General features: G+C 61.0%; 14 protein-coding genes and 1 pseudogene. 4 read left to right on the top strand and 11 right to left on the bottom strand.

Features of this window, described 5'->3' with window-relative positions; all coding sequences use genetic code 11:
- Nucleotides 1-173: 173 nt before the first annotated feature.
- The gene (gene acnA, locus B5T_RS16320) at nucleotides 174-2,918 is read right to left on the bottom strand and encodes an aconitate hydratase AcnA (RefSeq protein ID WP_014995631.1); all 2,745 of its coding nucleotides are present in this window, start codon (nucleotides 2,916-2,918) and stop codon (nucleotides 174-176) included.
- Nucleotides 2,919-3,142: 224 nt separating this feature from the next.
- Here acnA and B5T_RS16315 point away from each other — a divergent pair, with 224 nt between their 5' ends.
- On the top strand, nucleotides 3,143-3,880 hold the full coding sequence (locus B5T_RS16315) for a TerC family protein (protein ID WP_014995630.1): 738 nt from the start codon (nucleotides 3,143-3,145) through the stop codon (nucleotides 3,878-3,880).
- A gap of 166 nt (nucleotides 3,881-4,046) precedes the next feature.
- Nucleotides 4,047-5,237, top strand: a complete 1,191-nt coding sequence (locus tag B5T_RS16310) for a branched-chain amino acid ABC transporter substrate-binding protein (protein ID WP_229682947.1) — start codon at nucleotides 4,047-4,049, stop codon at nucleotides 5,235-5,237.
- A 63-nt stretch (nucleotides 5,238-5,300) separates the two neighbouring features.
- On the opposite strand, the gene hpaR is transcribed toward B5T_RS16310, so the two are convergent.
- From hpaR to B5T_RS16270, 9 genes and pseudogenes are all read right to left on the bottom strand, one after another.
- Nucleotides 5,301-5,729 carry a homoprotocatechuate degradation operon regulator HpaR gene (hpaR, locus tag B5T_RS16305; RefSeq protein WP_014995628.1) on the bottom strand — a complete coding sequence of 143 codons (429 nt, stop codon included), beginning with the start codon at nucleotides 5,727-5,729 and terminating at the stop codon, nucleotides 5,301-5,303.
- A 33-nt stretch (nucleotides 5,730-5,762) separates the two neighbouring features.
- Nucleotides 5,763-5,924 (bottom strand): annotated as a pseudogene (locus B5T_RS22820) (aldehyde dehydrogenase family protein); the annotation flags it as partial.
- A 74-nt stretch (nucleotides 5,925-5,998) separates the two neighbouring features.
- Nucleotides 5,999-6,799 (bottom strand): 4-hydroxy-2-oxoheptanedioate aldolase, encoded by an 801-nt coding sequence (gene hpaI, locus B5T_RS16300; protein WP_014995626.1) that lies wholly within the window; start codon nucleotides 6,797-6,799, stop codon nucleotides 5,999-6,001.
- A 13-nt stretch (nucleotides 6,800-6,812) separates the two neighbouring features.
- On the bottom strand, nucleotides 6,813-7,616 hold the full coding sequence (gene hpaH, locus B5T_RS16295) for a 2-oxo-hept-4-ene-1,7-dioate hydratase (protein WP_014995625.1): 804 nt from the start codon (nucleotides 7,614-7,616) through the stop codon (nucleotides 6,813-6,815).
- Complete coding sequence (locus tag B5T_RS16290) at nucleotides 7,616-8,005, bottom strand: 5-carboxymethyl-2-hydroxymuconate Delta-isomerase (RefSeq protein ID WP_014995624.1); 390 nt, start codon at nucleotides 8,003-8,005, stop codon at nucleotides 7,616-7,618. The genes hpaH and B5T_RS16290 overlap by 1 nt, the downstream gene beginning before the upstream one ends.
- A 56-nt stretch (nucleotides 8,006-8,061) precedes the next feature.
- Nucleotides 8,062-8,925, bottom strand: a complete 864-nt coding sequence (gene hpaD, locus B5T_RS16285) for a 3,4-dihydroxyphenylacetate 2,3-dioxygenase (protein WP_014995623.1) — start codon at nucleotides 8,923-8,925, stop codon at nucleotides 8,062-8,064.
- A gap of 36 nt (nucleotides 8,926-8,961) precedes the next feature.
- Nucleotides 8,962-10,422: a 5-carboxymethyl-2-hydroxymuconate semialdehyde dehydrogenase gene (hpaE, locus tag B5T_RS16280; RefSeq protein ID WP_014995622.1), complete on the bottom strand. Its 1,461-nt coding sequence runs from the start codon at nucleotides 10,420-10,422 to the stop codon at nucleotides 8,962-8,964.
- A 3-nt stretch (nucleotides 10,423-10,425) separates the two neighbouring features.
- Entirely contained in the window at nucleotides 10,426-11,196 is a 771-nt protein-coding gene (locus tag B5T_RS16275) for a fumarylacetoacetate hydrolase family protein (RefSeq protein ID WP_014995621.1), read from the bottom strand.
- Nucleotides 11,196-11,969, bottom strand: a complete 774-nt coding sequence (locus B5T_RS16270) for a fumarylacetoacetate hydrolase family protein (RefSeq protein ID WP_014995620.1) — start codon at nucleotides 11,967-11,969, stop codon at nucleotides 11,196-11,198. The genes B5T_RS16275 and B5T_RS16270 overlap by 1 nt, the downstream gene beginning before the upstream one ends.
- Nucleotides 11,970-12,088: 119 nt before the next feature.
- Here B5T_RS16270 and hpaA point away from each other — a divergent pair, with 119 nt between their 5' ends.
- Entirely contained in the window at nucleotides 12,089-12,988 is a 900-nt protein-coding gene (hpaA, locus tag B5T_RS16265) for a 4-hydroxyphenylacetate catabolism regulatory protein HpaA (RefSeq protein WP_014995619.1), read from the top strand.
- Nucleotides 12,989-12,998: 10 nt separating this feature from the next.
- Here hpaA and B5T_RS16260 read toward each other — a convergent pair whose 3' ends face one another.
- Nucleotides 12,999-14,900: an FAD-binding monooxygenase gene (locus B5T_RS16260; protein ID WP_014995618.1), complete on the bottom strand. Its 1,902-nt coding sequence runs from the start codon at nucleotides 14,898-14,900 to the stop codon at nucleotides 12,999-13,001.
- Between the two features lie 348 nt (nucleotides 14,901-15,248).
- Here B5T_RS16260 and B5T_RS16255 point away from each other — a divergent pair, with 348 nt between their 5' ends.
- Nucleotides 15,249-16,301 carry a TRAP transporter substrate-binding protein gene (locus B5T_RS16255; protein WP_014995617.1) on the top strand — a complete coding sequence of 351 codons (1,053 nt, stop codon included), beginning with the start codon at nucleotides 15,249-15,251 and terminating at the stop codon, nucleotides 16,299-16,301.
- Nucleotides 16,302-16,346 lie beyond the last annotated feature (45 nt).

The following is a 16,346-nucleotide window of genomic DNA, read 5'->3' as shown; positions in this document are numbered from 1 at the left end:
GGCCGGCTCTTTATGCCCCACTTTTGAGGGCAATAAAGACGGTAAAAAAGCGCTTATCGACGTTTTCCGGTAGGCGAAAAAAAGGGGAATGAAAAGACGTGTATGAAAAAGGTAAGGAAGAAAAAAAGAAAGAAGAGCGCCGACCCCGTTTATGCAGGGCCGGCGCGGGAGGGTTACATCATTTGCCGCAGCACATAGTGGAGAATGCCGCCATTCTTGTAATAGGTCACCTCGGCGCCGGTATCCAGACGGCTGATCGCCTTGACGCTGTGCGCCTTGCCGTTGCTCTTGCGGAATACCACCTCGATTTCCTGGCCCGGTTTCAGGTCGTTGTTCAGACCGGGGATATCCACTTCCTCGCTGCCATCCAGGTTAAGCGTTTTGCGGTCCACCCCTTCCGGGAATTGCAGCGGCAACACGCCCATGCCGATCAGGTTCGAGCGGTGGATCCGCTCGAAGCTTTCGGCGATCAGCGCGCGTACCCCAAGCAGACGGGTGCCTTTCGCCGCCCAGTCGCGGCTGGAGCCGGTGCCATATTCCTTGCCGGCCACCACCACACTGGGGACGCCTTCCTTACGGTAACGCATGGCGGCGCCGTAAATCGGCATTTCCTCACCGCCAGGCATGTGCTTGGTGTAGCCGCCCTCGATGTTGGGTGTCATCTCGTTGCGGATACGGATGTTGGCGAAAGTGCCGCGCATCATCACCTCATGGTTACCGCGCCGGGAACCGTAGGAGTTGAAGTTGATCGGCTCCACGCCGTGGCCCTGCAGGTAATGCCCGGCCGGGCTGTCCGCCTTGATCGCCCCGGCCGGCGAGATGTGGTCGGTGGTGATGGAATCGCCGAGCAGAGCCAGCACGCGGGCGTTGCTGACCGGCTGCACGTCTTCCACTTCGGGGGTGAGGCCTTCGAAGAAAGGCGGGTTCTGGATGTAAGTGGATTTGCTGTTCCACTCATAGGTCTTGGAATCCGGTATCGGCAGACTCTTCCAGATTTCATCGCCGTCGAACACGCTGGCGTACTCGCGGGTGAACATGTCGTTGTTGACCATCAGCATGGCATCCTGGATTTCCTTGCTGCTGGGCCAGATGTCCTTCAGATAGACCGGTTTGCCGTCGTTGTCGCGGCCCAGCGGGTCCTTGTCCAGATCGATCCGCACGGTACCGGCCAGGGCGTAGGCCACCACCAGCGGCGGTGATGCCAGCCAGTTGGTGCGCACGCTCTGGTGCACCCTGCCTTCGAAGTTGCGGTTACCGGAGAGCACCGACGCCACCACCAGATCGCCTTCGGTGATACCGTGGTCGATCTCTTCCGGCAAGGGGCCGGAGTTACCGATACAGGTGGTACAGCCGTAGCCCACCAGATCGAATCCCAGTTCGTTCAACGGGTCCTGGAGGCCGGTTTTGTTCAGGTAGTCAGTCACCACCTTGGAGCCCGGTGCCAGCGAGGTTTTTACCCAGGGTTTGCGGATCAGGCCCCTTTCCACCGCCTTTTTTGCCACCAGACCGGCGGCCAGCATGACGCTGGGATTGGAGGTATTGGTGCAGGAGGTGATCGCGGCGATCACCACGGCGCCATGGTCGAGGTGAAAGCGCTCGCCGTTGAGTTCCACTTCCACACCACTGTTGGGTTCGTGGTTGCCCACCGCGGTCTGTCCGCCTTCGCCTTCCAACTTGGAGATCTCGGCGTCATCGAGTTTCAGCTCCTTGGTGAGCAGATCGGCGAAAGTGCGTTTCACTTCCGTCATCGGTACCCGGTCCTGGGGTCGTTTCGGACCGGCCAGGCTGGGGACCACGTCGTCCAGGTCCAGCTCCAGGGTATCAGTGAAGACCGGATCGGGATCGGCGCTGGAGCGCCACAGACCCTGGGCCTTGCAGTAGGCTTCCACCAGATCCACCACTTCCTGGGGACGGGCGGTGAGTCGCAGATATTCGGTGGTCCGTTCGTCGATGGGGAAGAAGCCGCAGGTGGCGCCGTATTCCGGTGCCATGTTGCCGATGGTGGCGCGGTCCGCCAGGCTCAGGTCGGCCAGGCCGTCACCGAAGAATTCGACGAACTTGCCCACCACGCCACGGCGGCGCAACATTTCGGTCACGGTCAGCACCAGGTCGGTGGCGGTAACGCCCTCACGCAGTTTGCCGGTGATCTTGAAGCCGATCACTTCCGGGATCAGCATGGCCACCGGCTGGCCGAGCATGGCCGCTTCCGCTTCGATGCCGCCGACACCCCAGCCCAGTACACCCAGGCCATTGATCATGGTGGTGTGGGAGTCGGTGCCCACCAGCGTGTCCGGATAGGCATAGGTGTTGCCGTCGTCGCTGTCGCCGGACCAGACGCCGCGGGCCAGGTACTCCAGATTGACCTGGTGACAGATACCGGTGCCCGGTGGCACCACGCGGAAATTGTCGAAGGCCTTCTGGCCCCAGCGAAGGAACTGATACCGCTCGCGGTTGCGTTCGTATTCAATCTCCACGTTTTCCGAGAACGCCTGGGGATTGCCGAACTTGTCCACCATCACCGAGTGGTCGATGACCAGATCCACCGGGGCCAGCGGGTTGATGCGGTCCGGGTTGCCGCCGGCCTTGCTGATGGCGTCGCGCATGGCGGCCAGATCCACCACCCCGGGTACACCGGTGAAGTCCTGCATCAATACCCGGGCGGGGCGGTAGTTGATTTCGCGATCAGAAGTGCGTTTCTCCGGCCAGCGGACCAGGGCTTCGATATCGTCCACGGTGACGGTGTCGCCATCTTCATGGCGCAGCAGGTTTTCCAGTAGAACTTTCAGGGAAAAGGGCAGTTTGCTGAGGTCACCCCATCCTTTGTCGGCCACGGTGTTGAGATCGAAGTAATGATAGGTCCGATCGCCGACGTTCAGCGGCTTGGCGCTGTTCAGGGTGTCCTGGCCAATCCTCGTCACTGCGCACCTCCTTTTCATGCAAGTTGTGGGGTTGGGGTCCCTTGATACTACGCCCATATGGCCGGTACATGAACCAGTGGGCGAGAGGGGGGGACTATGGGTAGGATGGGGGGCGGCAATGGCGCTTCAATGGCCGAAAATCGATGCCTGGGGAGCGGGTGAGGCGCTTGGTTCGGCCCCCTAACGCCAGGACTTAACGTTGGTGGCTGGACGAAGGATGATACATGCTTGAGTGGATGACCTCTCCGGAGGCCTGGGTGGCGCTCGCCACGCTGACCGCCCTGGAGATCGTGCTGGGTATCGACAACATTATTTTCCTGTCCATTCTGGTCGACCGGTTACCAGAGCGGCAGCGTCCCAAGGCGCGTTTGATCGGCCTGTCCCTGGCCATGATCATGCGGCTGCTGTTGCTGGCGTCACTGGCCTGGCTGACCAGACTCACCGCGGATTGGTTCACGGTGCTGGGGCAGGGCATTTCCGGTCGCGATCTGGTGTTGATTCTCGGCGGTTTGTTTCTGCTGGCAAAATCGGTGATGGAAATCCATCACTCCATCGATGACGTGGGCGAACAACATCAGTTCACCAAGTCCAGGGGCAGCGCTTCCTTTCTCAGTATTCTGGTGCAGATCGCATTGCTGGATGTGGTGTTCTCGCTGGACTCCGTGATTACCGCTGTCGGCATGGCCAATCATCTGGAGGTGATGGTGATCGCGGTGGTCATCGCGGTGGGCTTCATGATGGTCTTCGCCAATGCCATCGGTAATTTCGTTACCGAACACCCCACCCTGAAGATGCTGGCGCTGGCGTTTCTGGTGCTGGTGGGCACGGCGTTGGTGGCGGACGGCCTCGATTTCCACATACCCAAAGGCTACATCTACTTCGCCATGGCGTTCAGCTTTGGCGTGGAAATGCTCAACTTGCGTATGAGCGCTCGTCGACGCCAGGCGGACAGTGGAGACTAGGTGGTGGAAGGTAAAATAGACATGGCCTCGTTGTTGTGCACATACTCTTTGGTATATACAAAGAGTAAATATTAAAAGCCTTGCTTCGGGAGGCATGAATAACGCTTATCAAAATAACAACGGAGGCTTTATGCGGAGTGCCATTTCTGTTCTATTCGCTGCATTGATGATGATAACGGGACCGCTGTTGGCGGCACCGGTAAAAATTGCGCTGATTGATCCACTGACCGGTCCCATGGCCAGCACCGGCCTGCCGGTATTGGAGCACCTTCGTTTCGATGCGCGACGGCTTAACGCCAACGGTGGGTTCAATGGGGATTCCATCGAAATCATCGGGCTGGATAACAAGATCAATCCCCAGGAAAGTCTGGTGCAGTTGCAGAAAGCCATCGATGAAGGGGCCCGATACATTGTTCAGGGTAACGGCTCGGCGGTGGGCTCGGCTCTGATCGCGGCGGTGGATAAGTATAACCGGCGTAACCCCGGAAAAGAGGTGCTTTATCTGAACCACGGCGCGGTGGAGCCGAGTTTCACCAACGACCGCTGTTCGTTCTGGCACTTCCGCTTCGAAGCCCATTCCGACATGAAGATGAAAGCGCTTACCGACTGGATCGCCAAGCGGGATGACATCAAGAAGATCTACCTGATTAACCAGGACTACAGCTTTGGCCATGCGTTGGCGGAAGCGGCGCGTACCATGCTCAAGGAAAAACGTCCGGACATCGAAATTGTCGGTACGGATTTCCATCCGTTGAGCAAGGTGAAGGATTTCACGCCTTATGTCTCCAAGATCAAGGCATCCGGGGCCGACGCCATCATCACCGGTAACTGGGGGCAGGACATCTCCTTGCTGGTCAAAGCGGCGGCGGAATTCGGTCTGAATGTGCCGTTCCTGACTTATTATGGCGGCAGCCCGGGGGTGGTCAGCCAGTTGGGCGAGCAGGGAGTGGACCGCATTTATGAGATTTATGGCTATTACGGTGATACCGACGACGACGCCATCGGCGAGCGTCAGAAGCAGATGTATAAAGACAAGAAGTGGGATTACTTCCTGTTCTATCCGCGTATCACGGTAATGTTGGAAATGCTGCAAAAGGCGGCGGACAAGGCCGGCAGCAATGATCCGGTGGCCGTGGCCCGGGCGCTGGAAGGGCTGTCATTGGAAACGTCCTATGGCACCGTCACCATGCGTGGCGAGGACCACCAGCTGCAAACACCGTTGTTCGTTTCGGTACTGAAGGACAACATGCCCTATGGTGCCGAAGGAACGGATTTCAATTTCGCCAAACTGGATCGCATCGAACCGGAGGCGGTCACCATGCCGGCCACCGGTTGCCGCATGCGCCGGCCACAATAACAGAAGCGGCGGCGGCCTCTGGTCGCCGCCAGCCTGTTTCCGGGTTCAGGACTGCGTCCGGAATCAGGGCTGCAGGTCCCGCAGCCGGCTGAGCAGATCCATCAACGTCTGGTAGTCGTCTTCGCCGAGTCGCTGCTGGATCTTCTGATACTGTCGATTCATACCTTTGCTCATCTGCGCGAATACCTCATGTCCCTGGTCGGTGAGGGTGACGCACAGGCGCCGTTGATCGGTTTCCGGTTTCCAGCGGCGAACGTGGCCGGCTTTTTCCAAGCGCACCAGCACGCCGGTAAGGCTGGGCCGGAGAATACAGGCCAGGGCGGCCAGATCACGGCTTTCCAGGGTAAAGTCAGGGGCTTGTTTAAGAATACGAATGACGCGCCATTGCTGCTCGGTCAAGTTGTGTTTGTTGAGCAAAGGGCGGAAGTACGCCATCACGGCTTCGCGACCCTGCAACAGGGCCAGGGTGAGGGAGGGTGCGGCTTTGGGCATGCGGGATCGGCGTCCTTACAGTTGGAATGGGCATCAACCGATGCCCAGACACATGTATTTTACTTCCAGATAGTCCTCTATTCCGTAACGGGAGCCTTCGCGGCCCTGACCTGATTCCTTGGTGCCGCCAAAGGGTGCCCGCTGGTTGGAAATAATACCTTCATTAACGCCGACCATGCCATATTCCAGCGCTTCCTCCATTAAGGAAACAGAGCGGCTGCGAACAGCAGCGTCGTGGCGTTAATACACGGGTCAATACACTGCACGGGTCAATACACGGAAGGTGAGGTGGGATTGTCGTCATCGGGTTTAAACTGACCGGCCAGGTTTTTCAGAGCCCCCATTAGCAGGCTGGTGTCCACGCCCACGGCCACGAACAGACAACCCAGATCGAGAAAATGGCGGGCTTTTCCGGTATCGGCGTAGAGAATGCCGGGGGCCTTGCCGGCGGCCAGGATGCGGCGAATGGCATCCTCGATGGCGCTTTGTACTTCTGGATGGCCGGGGTTGCCGCGATGGCCCAGGGCGGCACTGAGGTCCGCCGGACCGATGAAGACACCATCGACGCCATCCACCGCAGCGATGTCGTCCAGATTATCCAGGCCGGCCCGGGACTCTATTTGCACCAGCAGACACATTTCGTGGTTGGCCTTGTCCAGGTAGCCGGGCACGCTGTTCCAGCGTGACGCCCGCGCCAGAGCACTGCCGACACCGCGTACGCCCTCTGGCGGGTAACGCATGTCACGAACCAACTGACGCGCCTGATCCGCTGTCTCCACCATTGGCACCAGCAGTGTCTGCGCGCCCAGATCCAGGTACTGCTTGATCAGGGCGGTGTCGCCCACTGGCGGGCGTACCACCGGTTGCGAGCGATAAGGGGCGATGGCCTGCAATTGCGACAGCAGACTGCGCAGATCGTTGGGCGCGTGCTCTGCGTCCAGTAACAGCCAGTCGAAGTCGGCGTTGGCCGCCAGTTCGGCACTGTAGGCGTGGGCCAGGCCGAGCCACAGGCCGATCTGCGGTTCACCGCGAAGCAGGGCCTGCTTGAAGGTGTTCAGAGGCATGTCCATGACGTCTCTCCATTCAGACGAAGCGGCAGGCAATAGCACCCAGTTCGCCATAGTCCACGTGGAAGGTATCTCCGGGGCGGACCGCCACCGGCCGAGTGAAAGAGCCACCGAGGATCAACTGGCCGGGTTCCAGGCCGATACCGTAGGGGGCCAGCCGGTTGGCGAGCCAGGCCACGCCCTTGGCCGGGTGGTTGAGGACGGCGGCGGCGACACCGGATTCCTCGATCACGCCGTTGCGATAAAGCACCGCCGATACCCGTCTGAGATCCACGTCCATGGGGCGGATGGCGCGGCCGCCCATGACCACGCCGGCGTTGGCGGCGTTGTCGGAGATGGTGTCGAACACCTTGCGGGTGACACCGCTTTCCGCATCCACCTGCTGAATGCGGGCGTCGATGATTTCCAACGCCGGAATGACATACTCGGTGGCATCGTAGACATCGAAGAGGGTGCAGTCTGGTCCTTGCAGCGGCTTGCCGAGCATGAAGGCCAGTTCCACTTCCAGGCGCGGCACGATGAAACGGTCGCAGGGAATGTCACTGCCCTCGTTGAACAGCATGTCATCCAGCAAGGCGCCGTAGTCCGGTTCGTCAATGTTGGATGAAACCTGCATGGCGCGGGAGGTGAGGCCGATTTTATGGCCGATCAGCTTGCGGCCGTCGGCGATCTTCTTCTCCACCCAGGCGCGTTGGATGGCGTACGCGTCCTCGATGGTGATGTCCGGCTGTTCCAGTGACAACTGCCGGATCTGGGTGCGCCGCTGTTCGGCGTCGTCGAGCCGCCGGGCGGCCTGGCGAATGAAAGCCTCGTCGAGCATCAGCTCTCCCCTTTGAGAAAGGCGTGAATGTTGTTGTGTTTGAAGTTCAGGTCCGGGTTCAGCTCGGTCATCTCGAAGGACACCGCCAGCAGTCGCTTTTCCTGCAAGGGCGCGAAGTGCGCCTTGATGGTTTCGAACAGGGTTTCGGCCACCTGTTTGCGCGTCGCCAGATCCCGTCCGCTGCCGACCTTGAGCGTCATGTGCACGAAAGCATAGTCGTGTTGGCCGTCGGCGATGCGCCAGGTGTCATGACGGATCGCCCGGCTGCGGATGCCGCCGAGTGGAAACACGCCGCTGTTACCGAGAACCTTGTGGACGTTGGCGAACAGACCGTCGAAATCCGCTTCGGATTCGAGGTTGCCGCTGTATTCAGCAATGAAATGGGGCATGACCCTTACTCCGTTTGAGTACGTCCGTTTGAGTACGTCCGTGTCAGTGCGCGCGGTTACCAGGGCAGGGGGAACACCGCGTTGATCTGGCCGGTGCCGGAACTGCCGAACGGTTCGGTGAGAATCTCCACCGGCTTGTCGTAGTCGGCGCCGCCGAGCAGCCCCAGCAACATGGCGGTATCGTGCATGCCACCCTCGCCATAGCAGTGTTCGGCGTAGTCCGGCAGCATGGCGCAGAACTCCCTGAAGCGGCCCTGGCGCCACAGTTCCACCACCCGCATGTCCACCTGACGATCGAACTCCCGGGTCCACTTGTGCAGGTTGTTCTCCGCTTCGCGATCGTCGGAGAAGCGGTGGGAAAGCGATCCCGAAGCCAGTACCAGAACTTTGCGATCGCTGGCCTCGATGGCGCGGCGTACGGCGGCGCCGAAGGTGAAGCTGTCCTCCAGCCGGTGCCAGGCGTTCCAGGCGGCGATGGAAATGACACTGAGATGCTGTTCCTCGGGTACGTCCATGTGCATGTAGCGCATGGGCACCAGGGTGCCGTACTCCAGTTCCAGACTGGGAATGTTGTGAGCCAGGGTGCGCACGCCGGCGGCGTTGGCTGCGGCGGCGATGTTTTCTCCCAGCGCGGGGTTGCCGCGATAGCGGTAGCGCATGTCCTTGATGAAGTGTGGCAGCTCGTTGCTGGTGTAGATGCCCTCGAACCGTTCGCCGCAGTTGATATGGAAGCCGCTGTTGACCAGCCAGTGCACGTCGAACACCACGGCGGTGTCGGCGCCGAGCTCACGGGCGCGGCGGCCGATCTCCTTGTGGCCATCAATGGCCGCCTGCCGGCAGCCCTGATGTTTGCCCGGCAACTCCGACAGGTACATGGAGGGCACGTGGGTGATTTTCGCGGCGAGAACGACTTCGCCCATGATTGTTCTCCTTATCGGTGAGGCCTGGGCCTCGGCTCACACGCCCCAGCGGGGAATGTGGTGGCTGCCCATGGAAAGGCAGACGTTCTTGACTTCGGTGAAGGCCTCGAAACTGTATTCACCACCTTCGCGGCCGGTACCGGACTGTTTGACGCCGCCAAACGGCTGACGCAGATCGCGCACGTTCTGGCTGTTGATGAACACCATGCCGGCCTCGATGCCGCGCGCCACCCGGTGCGCCTTGCCCACGTCATTGGTCCAGACATAGGAGGCCAGACCGTATTCCACGCCGTTGGCCAGTTCCAGAGCTTCGCGCTCGTCCTTGAATTTACCCAGACACACCACCGGGCCAAAGATCTCTTCCTGGCAGATGCGCATGCGGTTGTCCACGTCGGCGAACACGGTGGGTTGAATGAACTGACCGTTGGCGACCCGCTCCGGCAGCCCGGCGGGACGCTCCAGGCCGCCGGCCACTAATTTGGCGCCTTCCTCGATACCCAGCCGAATATAGCCGGTGACCTTCTCGTAGTGCTGACGGGTGATCATCGAGCCCACCTGGGTTTCCGCATCGGTGGGGTCGCCCACCTTCAGGCGTTTGGCGCGCTCGGCGAAGGTCTTCACGAACTCGTCGTAAACACTTTCCTGAATGAAGATACGGCTGCCGGCGGTGCAGCGTTCACCGTTCAGAGAGAAAATGGTGAACAGCGCCGCGTCCAGGGCCCGATCCAGGTCGGCATCCTCGAACACCAGCACCGGCGACTTGCCGCCCAGCTCCATGGAGTATTTTTTCATGCCGCCGTTCTGCATGATCTTGCGGCCGGTAGTGGTGCCCCCGGTGAAGGACACCGCACGTACGTCCGGGTGGCGAACCAGGGCGTCACCGGCGGTGGCACCGTAACCCTGGATCACGTTGAACACGCCGTCGGGCAGACCCGCTTCCTGGGCCAGCCGTCCCAGTTCGTTGGCGGTGAGCGGCGACAGTTCCGACATCTTGAGCACGGCGGTGTTGCCCAGAGCCAGGCAGGGCGCGGTTTTCCAGGTGGCGGTCATGAACGGTACATTCCAGGGCGACACCAGCGCGCACACCCCGACCGGCTGGTACAGGGTGTAATTGAGCATCTGGTCGTCCACCGGATAACTGTGCCCGTTCATGCGGGTACACACCTCGGCGAAAAAGTTGAAGTTATGTGACGCGCGCGGGATCAGCACGTTTTTGGTCTGGTGGATCGGCAGCCCGGTATCCAGGGTTTCCAACTCCGCCAGTTTCGGTACGTTCTCATCGATCAGTTCACCGAGCCGGCGCATCAGCCGCGCCCGCTCCTTGGCCGGGGTGGCGGCCCAGCCGGGAAAGGCGGCTTTGGCGGCGGCCACCGCCTGTTGCACTTCCCGGTCGCCGGCGCTGGCCACCTGGCCGATCACTTCGCCGGTGGCCGGGTTGATATTATCGAAGGTCTCGTCGCTGGCCACCTGCTGGCCGTTAATCCAATGCTTGATCACGGGTTACTCCTGATTCTTCCGGAAAAAGTCGCTCTCGCTGACCATGTGGTTGCGCAGCCTGCCGATCCCTTCTATCTCCACGTCCACCACATCACCGGGCTGGACGTCGGCCATGCCCTTGGGGGTGCCGGTGGCGATCATGTCGCCAGGGGACAGGGTCATGAAGCCGGACAGGTACTCGATCAGGAAAGCGACATCGAAAATCATGTCGGCGGTGGTACCTTCCTGGCGCAGCTCACCGTTGATGTAGGTGCGCAGGCGCAGGTCATTGGGGTCGGGCACATCGTCACGGTCGACGATCCACGGGCCCACCGGGGTGGTGCTGTCGCGATTTTTCACCCGCAAATTGGGGCGGTAGTAGTTTTCCAGGTAATCGCGAATGGCGTAGTCGTTACACAGGGTGTAGCCGGCCACAAAGTCGAGGGCGTCGGCGCGCGGCACATTACGCGCGGTCTTGCCGATTACCGCCACCAGCTCGCACTCGTAGTGCATGTACTCGACGTTGTCCGGGCGCCAGCTGCGGCCGTTATGACCGGTGTAGGCATTGGCGGCCTTGACGAACACCAGTGGTTCCTTGGGCGCTGCCTTGAAGGACAGTTCAGCGGCGTGGTCGGCGTAGTTGAGCCCCAGGGCGAACAGGGTACCGGTGGCGGGCGGCAGCCATGTGACCTGTTCCGGGGCCAGCACGGTACCGTCCGCTAATAGCGGATGGCCGTCGTCATTCACGGACACCGCCAGCGTATCGCCGTGGTATTGAATGCGTGCACTTTTCATTATTCCGCCTCCCCGCTGTGGTCGGTGACGATATGATTGCGGAGGGTGCCAATGCCCTCGATGGTGATGTCCACCTGATCCCCTTCGCTGACGTCCACCCGGCCTGGCGGCGTTCCGGTGATCAGCACGTCGCCTTCATTCAAGGTCATGAATTCGCTCAACTCGGCGATCAGGCGGGGAATCGGGCGAATCAGGTCGGCGCTACTGCCGCGCTGCTTTTCGACCCCGTTCACCGTCAGGGTCAGCGTGAGATCATGGGGATTGGCGATATCGTCGCGGTCCACCCACCAGGGACCCAATGCGCAAAAACCATCCCGGCACTTGGCCTTGATCGCCGGCCGGTAGTAGCTGTCTTCCGGCAGGCTGAATTCGTTGACCACGGTGTAGCCGCGCACATGATCGAAGGCGTCCTGCTCGCTGACGCGACTGGCGCGGCGACCGATCACCACGCCCAGGGCGGGGCCCGGTTGCAGCCGTTCCCCCGGAGGCAGGGCCACGGTGCCCTGGTGCGCGTTGCGCGTGTTCGGGGTCTTGATGAACAACACCGGTTTCTCCGGCGGCTTTTGATAGGGCGGCTGATGAAACTCCGGCAGCCGGGCCTCCAGCAGACCCCGATAGTTCAATGCCACGCCGAACAGGGTGCCGCCGCTGGCGGGGAGCCAGCGCAGCGCGGCGGCGTCAAGAACCGCGCCGTCGTCGCTCATGGGGAGGTCGTCCGGACCGACGGTGACCGTCCGGACGCGCCCTTGATATTCCACTTTAGCGTGCCGCATGAAGGCTCCTTTTTTGTTAATAGGTTAATATTTACATTAATATATTAATGAAATCAAGAAGACGTTGCCGGATCCGCTAAAGCGGTGAATGATGCCGGTATCAGGCAGTGGGCAGGACGATGACAACAAGTGACCCCATACCCAACATCAACATCGGTCAGGTGTACGACAAGCGTTACGCCGACGCCGAGGTGCACTACGATGCGCTGGGCCGCATGGCGGACTTCTTCGGACGCAACATGCCGGCGCACCGCCATGTGCGCTTCTTCCAGGTGCATTACGTCAAGTCCGGCATGGTGCGGGTGTACCTGGATGAGCATCAGTACCATCAGCCGGCACCTCTGTTCTTCCTCACGCCTCCCACGGTGACCCACGCCTTCGTCACCGATGCGGACGCCGACGGCCATGTGCTCACCGTGCAGCAGCAATTGGTGTGGTCGCTGCTGGAGGAAAGCGGTGACCTGGGCGATGTCAGTGACATCGCACCGCTGTGCGTGGCGGCCTCCCAACTGCCGGCGCCACAGGCACCGGCGATGGCGGGGCTCGACCGTCTGTTCGATCAGCTGCGCGGGGAAATCCACCGGCCGCGGCCAGGGCAGCCGCAGGCGGTGCGGGCGCTGGCACAGCTGATCTTCATTGATCTGTTCCGGCTGGCACGCAACCGCGTGACGCCGCAGCCGGTACGCCATGAGGACCTCTCCCTGTTTCAGCGTTTTCAGATGCTGATCGAGGACCATTACCCGCATCACTGGACCCTGACCCGCTATGCCGACGAACTGGGCGTTACCGAGAACCGGCTCAACGAGATCTGCCGGCGCACCGCCGGCAAATCCAGCAAGCGGTTGGTGTTCGACCGGCTGATGCAGGAAGCGCGTCGGTTGCTGATCTTCACTACCGCGTCGATCAACGAGATCGGCTACCAGCTGGGCTTTAATGACCCCGCCTATTTCTCACGCTTTTTCACCCGCGAAGCGGGCATGACTCCGGGGCGCTACCGCGCCGACAAGCGGGCGCTCTGAGTCCGGGCTGTCATTGGCCTCGCCGCAGCATGGCCCCATCGAAGAAGGCGGTCAGTTCATCGGTGGCGTGCAGAGCGGTCACCAGGGAAACGTACTGGTCCGGCCGCACCACCACCACCGCGCCTTCCGGGGCAATACCCCGGGCCTCGAAGATGTCGTGCTCCGGGTCGACGGCGTAAACCTTTTCGTAGTCCGTCAATTGGAACGGGCCGACCTTTGGCGTGAACAACGCCGGAATCATCGGGCCGAACTCCACCTCGCCATGGGGCCGCCGATAGATCACCTTGATATCGAAGAGACTGTCGAGATCGGTTCCTGCCGGAGTGTATTTCACCACCGGGGAGTCGGTGCTGTTCAGCATCCAGTCGGCGAAGGTGGTCAACGGGGAGTGCCCGGCGGGAGCGGCCCGGTCGGCGAAGACATAGATCCGCCAGCGGCCGTCAGCAGTGGCGTGATGCCCCAGGTGAACGTCATTGCCATCACACACCCGCATGACCGGGGCGGATTTGAACCGCTTGCCGATCGGGAAGCCGGTGGCCAGATGCTGGTGTGCCCTGCCGCCAGTGATCATCGAGGGTTGATATTCGGTCATGAAGCCCGCCGGGAATTCGGCGGTCTTGACGTAGAATTCCTTCAGCTCTTGCGGGTCGCTGAATTGCTCGGCCGGTTTGGCCATCAGGCTCGACCATTCGCGATCGAAATCAATCAGGTTCTGAGCCACCACCTGACGCTCGCTGGAATAGGTTTCCAGCAGCGATTCCGGGGCGATGCCCGAGAGCACGTGGCCCAGTTTCCAGGCGATGTTCCAACCATCCTGCATGGACACATTCATGCCCTGGCCGGCCTTGGCACTGTGGGTATGGCAGGCATCGCCGGTGATGAAAACGCGGGGCGCGCGGGTGCCGGTAGCCTCGGGGGGCACGTCATCGAACTTGTCGGTTACCCGGTGGCCCACTTCATAGACGGTGTACCAGGCGCAGTCCTTCACTTCCAGGGTGTAGGGATGGAGGATCCGGTTGGCCTTGGCGACGGTGGTTTCCAGCGTGGTTTGGCGTACCCGGCGGTTGTCGTCTCCGGCCACTTCGCCGAGATCGACGTACATGCGGAACAGGTGACCGCCCTCGCGGGGAATGTGCAGAATGCTGCCACCGGAGGCGGACTGGATCGCGCACTTGGTGCGGATGTCCGGGAAATCGGTGGTGGCGAGAACATCCATGACGCCCCAGGCGTGATTGGCGACCTTGCCGATGTGCTTGCGGCCGATGGCTTCGCGCACGCGGCTGTGAGCACCGTCGCAACCGATCACGTACCTGGCTTTCACGGTGCGTTCCAGACCTTCCCGATCGCCGCAGACATGGCGCAACGTCACCGCCACCGGGTAGTCCTCGCCATGATCGATGCGTAAATCCTGGAATTCCAGCCCATAGTCCGGAGTCAGGCGGGCGGGGGCGTTGCGGGCGAACTCGGCGAAATAATCCAGCACCCGAGCCTGGTTGACGATGAGATGAGGAAATTCGCTGATTTCGCCGCTGGCGTCATCGGGGGCCACCGAGGAGCGGACAATGTGGGAGGGGTTGTCCGGGTCCGGTGTCCAGAACGCCATCTCGGTGATCCGGTAGGCTTCGGCGGTGATCCGTTCGGCGAAGCCGAACGCCTGGAAGGTTTCCACACTGCGTGCCTGGATGCCGTCGGCCTGGCCCAGCCGCAGGCGCCCGGGGCGGCGTTCGACGATACGGGTGGTGATATTCGGAAACTTCGCCAACTGGGCGGCGGCGATCATGCCCGCCGGTCCGCTGCCGACAATCAGCACGTCGACCTGGTCCGGCAAGGTGTCGGGGCGATCGATCCCGGTGCCGGTCGCGTCCTCGATTCTCGGGTCATCGGATACATAGCCGTGATGGTGGAACTGCACTGTTACCTCTCCTGTTTTCCGGGCTGGCCGGAGGTCTGTGAACATCGAACCGGCCCGCCGCGATTGTTGTTATCGGCGTATGACGTTCCGCATCTTGGCCGAGCCATGAAAGCGAGCCCAGGTGATTTCCGCAGGAAAAATTGCACTTTTCATGGGGGGAAGGACGGCACGGAAGACAACAGAAGAGGGGCAAACGCGGTTTTTCCCAATCCTTCGTTGACCTGACCAGGACGAGGTGTTAGAAATTCATTAATACATTAATGGAATCCGGGCGGGCCAGTGAAAGGAATCGATGGCAAGGATGGATTTCGATGAATAACAATCAGGGTATCAACCCGAGAGGTGTGTATGAATTCCAAAAACATCATGGCCCTTCTGGCGATCGTATGGCTGTCCTTGAGCACCCAGATCCAGGCGGCGGAGCAGGAAAAAGAAAAAGTCACTTTACGTATCATGCATTTCCTGCCGGCGGTGGCGAATGCCCAGAAAAACGTACTGGAACCCTGGTGCGCCGATCTGGCCGAGCAGTCCGGCAACCGCATCGAATGTCAGATTTATCCGTCCATGCAATTGGGCGGTACTCCCGCGCAGCTGGCCGACATGGCGCGCAATGGCGTGGTGGATATTGTCTGGACCGGTCTCGGTTACGCCGCCGGCCGTTTCCCCCGTAGCGAGGCGCTGGAGTTGCCGTTCGTGATGCCTCCCGGCGGCGTTGACGGCAGTGAAGTGGCTTGGGAGTTTTACCAGCGCTATGCCAAGGACGATTTCCGTGATTACCACGTGCTGGCCATTCAGAGCGATGGCGGTGGTACTTTGCACACCGCGCGCAAGAAAGTGGCCTCCCTGGATGACATGAAAGGGCTGCGAGTACGGGCGTCCACCCGGCTGGCTTCCGAGATGCTCACTTCCCTGGGCGCCACTCCGGTGAGCATGCCGCCGGCGCAAATCGCCGACACGCTGGCCAAGGGCGTCATCGACGGGGCCCTGGCGGTGTGGGAAGTGGTGCCGCCGACCAAACTGGACGAAACCACGCACTATCACATGCAAACCGCCGCGGATCAGGCTACCCCCACGGTAACCACGCTGGCGGTGCTGATGAACAAGAAGCGCTATCAGAATCTGCCCGACGATCTGCGCGCGATCGTCGACCGGCTTAGCGGAGAGGCGCTGTCCCGCCGTTTCGGGGAAGCCTGGGATGTGACCATCGATCAGGTGGTGGAGCAGTTGTCCGCCGATCCGGACCACGAGATCGTGACGCTGGATGATGCCACCTATCAGTCCATGCGTGAGGCCTCGCAGAGGGTCACCGATGAGTGGGTGGCCTCCGACAAGGGCGGCATCGACCGCCAGGCACTGTATCAGGGGTTGCAGGATATCGTGCGCGAGCACGCCGCCCGCTAACGCCGCCAATTAGTGCCGCCCGTCAATTCTGCCCTTCAACTCTGA

The organism is Alloalcanivorax dieselolei B5, from assembly GCF_000300005.1.
GTDB classification, from domain to species: domain Bacteria; phylum Pseudomonadota; class Gammaproteobacteria; order Pseudomonadales; family Alcanivoracaceae; genus Alloalcanivorax; species Alloalcanivorax dieselolei.
This window is presented reverse-complemented; position numbering and strand designations above follow the sequence as displayed.

Bases quoted from the DNA above. Each gene is read 5' to 3' on its own strand.
- B5T_RS16315 (WP_014995630.1), top strand. From the start codon at position 3,143: ATGCTTGAGTGGATGACCTCTCCGGAGGCCTGGGTGGCGCTCGCCACG.
- B5T_RS16310 (WP_229682947.1), top strand. From the start codon at position 4,047: ATGATGATAACGGGACCGCTGTTGGCGGCACCGGTAAAAATTGCGCTG.
- hpaR (WP_014995628.1), bottom strand. From the start codon at position 5,729: ATGCCCAAAGCCGCACCCTCCCTCACCCTGGCCCTGTTGCAGGGTCGC.
- hpaI (WP_014995626.1), bottom strand. From the start codon at position 6,799: ATGGACATGCCTCTGAACACCTTCAAGCAGGCCCTGCTTCGCGGTGAA.
- hpaH (WP_014995625.1), bottom strand. From the start codon at position 7,616: ATGCTCGACGAGGCTTTCATTCGCCAGGCCGCCCGGCGGCTCGACGAC.
- B5T_RS16290 (WP_014995624.1), bottom strand. From the start codon at position 8,005: ATGCCCCATTTCATTGCTGAATACAGCGGCAACCTCGAATCCGAAGCG.
- hpaD (WP_014995623.1), bottom strand. From the start codon at position 8,925: ATGGGCGAAGTCGTTCTCGCCGCGAAAATCACCCACGTGCCCTCCATG.
- B5T_RS16275 (WP_014995621.1), bottom strand. From the start codon at position 11,196: ATGAAAAGTGCACGCATTCAATACCACGGCGATACGCTGGCGGTGTCC.
- B5T_RS16270 (WP_014995620.1), bottom strand. From the start codon at position 11,969: ATGCGGCACGCTAAAGTGGAATATCAAGGGCGCGTCCGGACGGTCACC.
- hpaA (WP_014995619.1), top strand. From the start codon at position 12,089: ATGACAACAAGTGACCCCATACCCAACATCAACATCGGTCAGGTGTAC.
- B5T_RS16255 (WP_014995617.1), top strand. From the start codon at position 15,249: ATGAATTCCAAAAACATCATGGCCCTTCTGGCGATCGTATGGCTGTCC.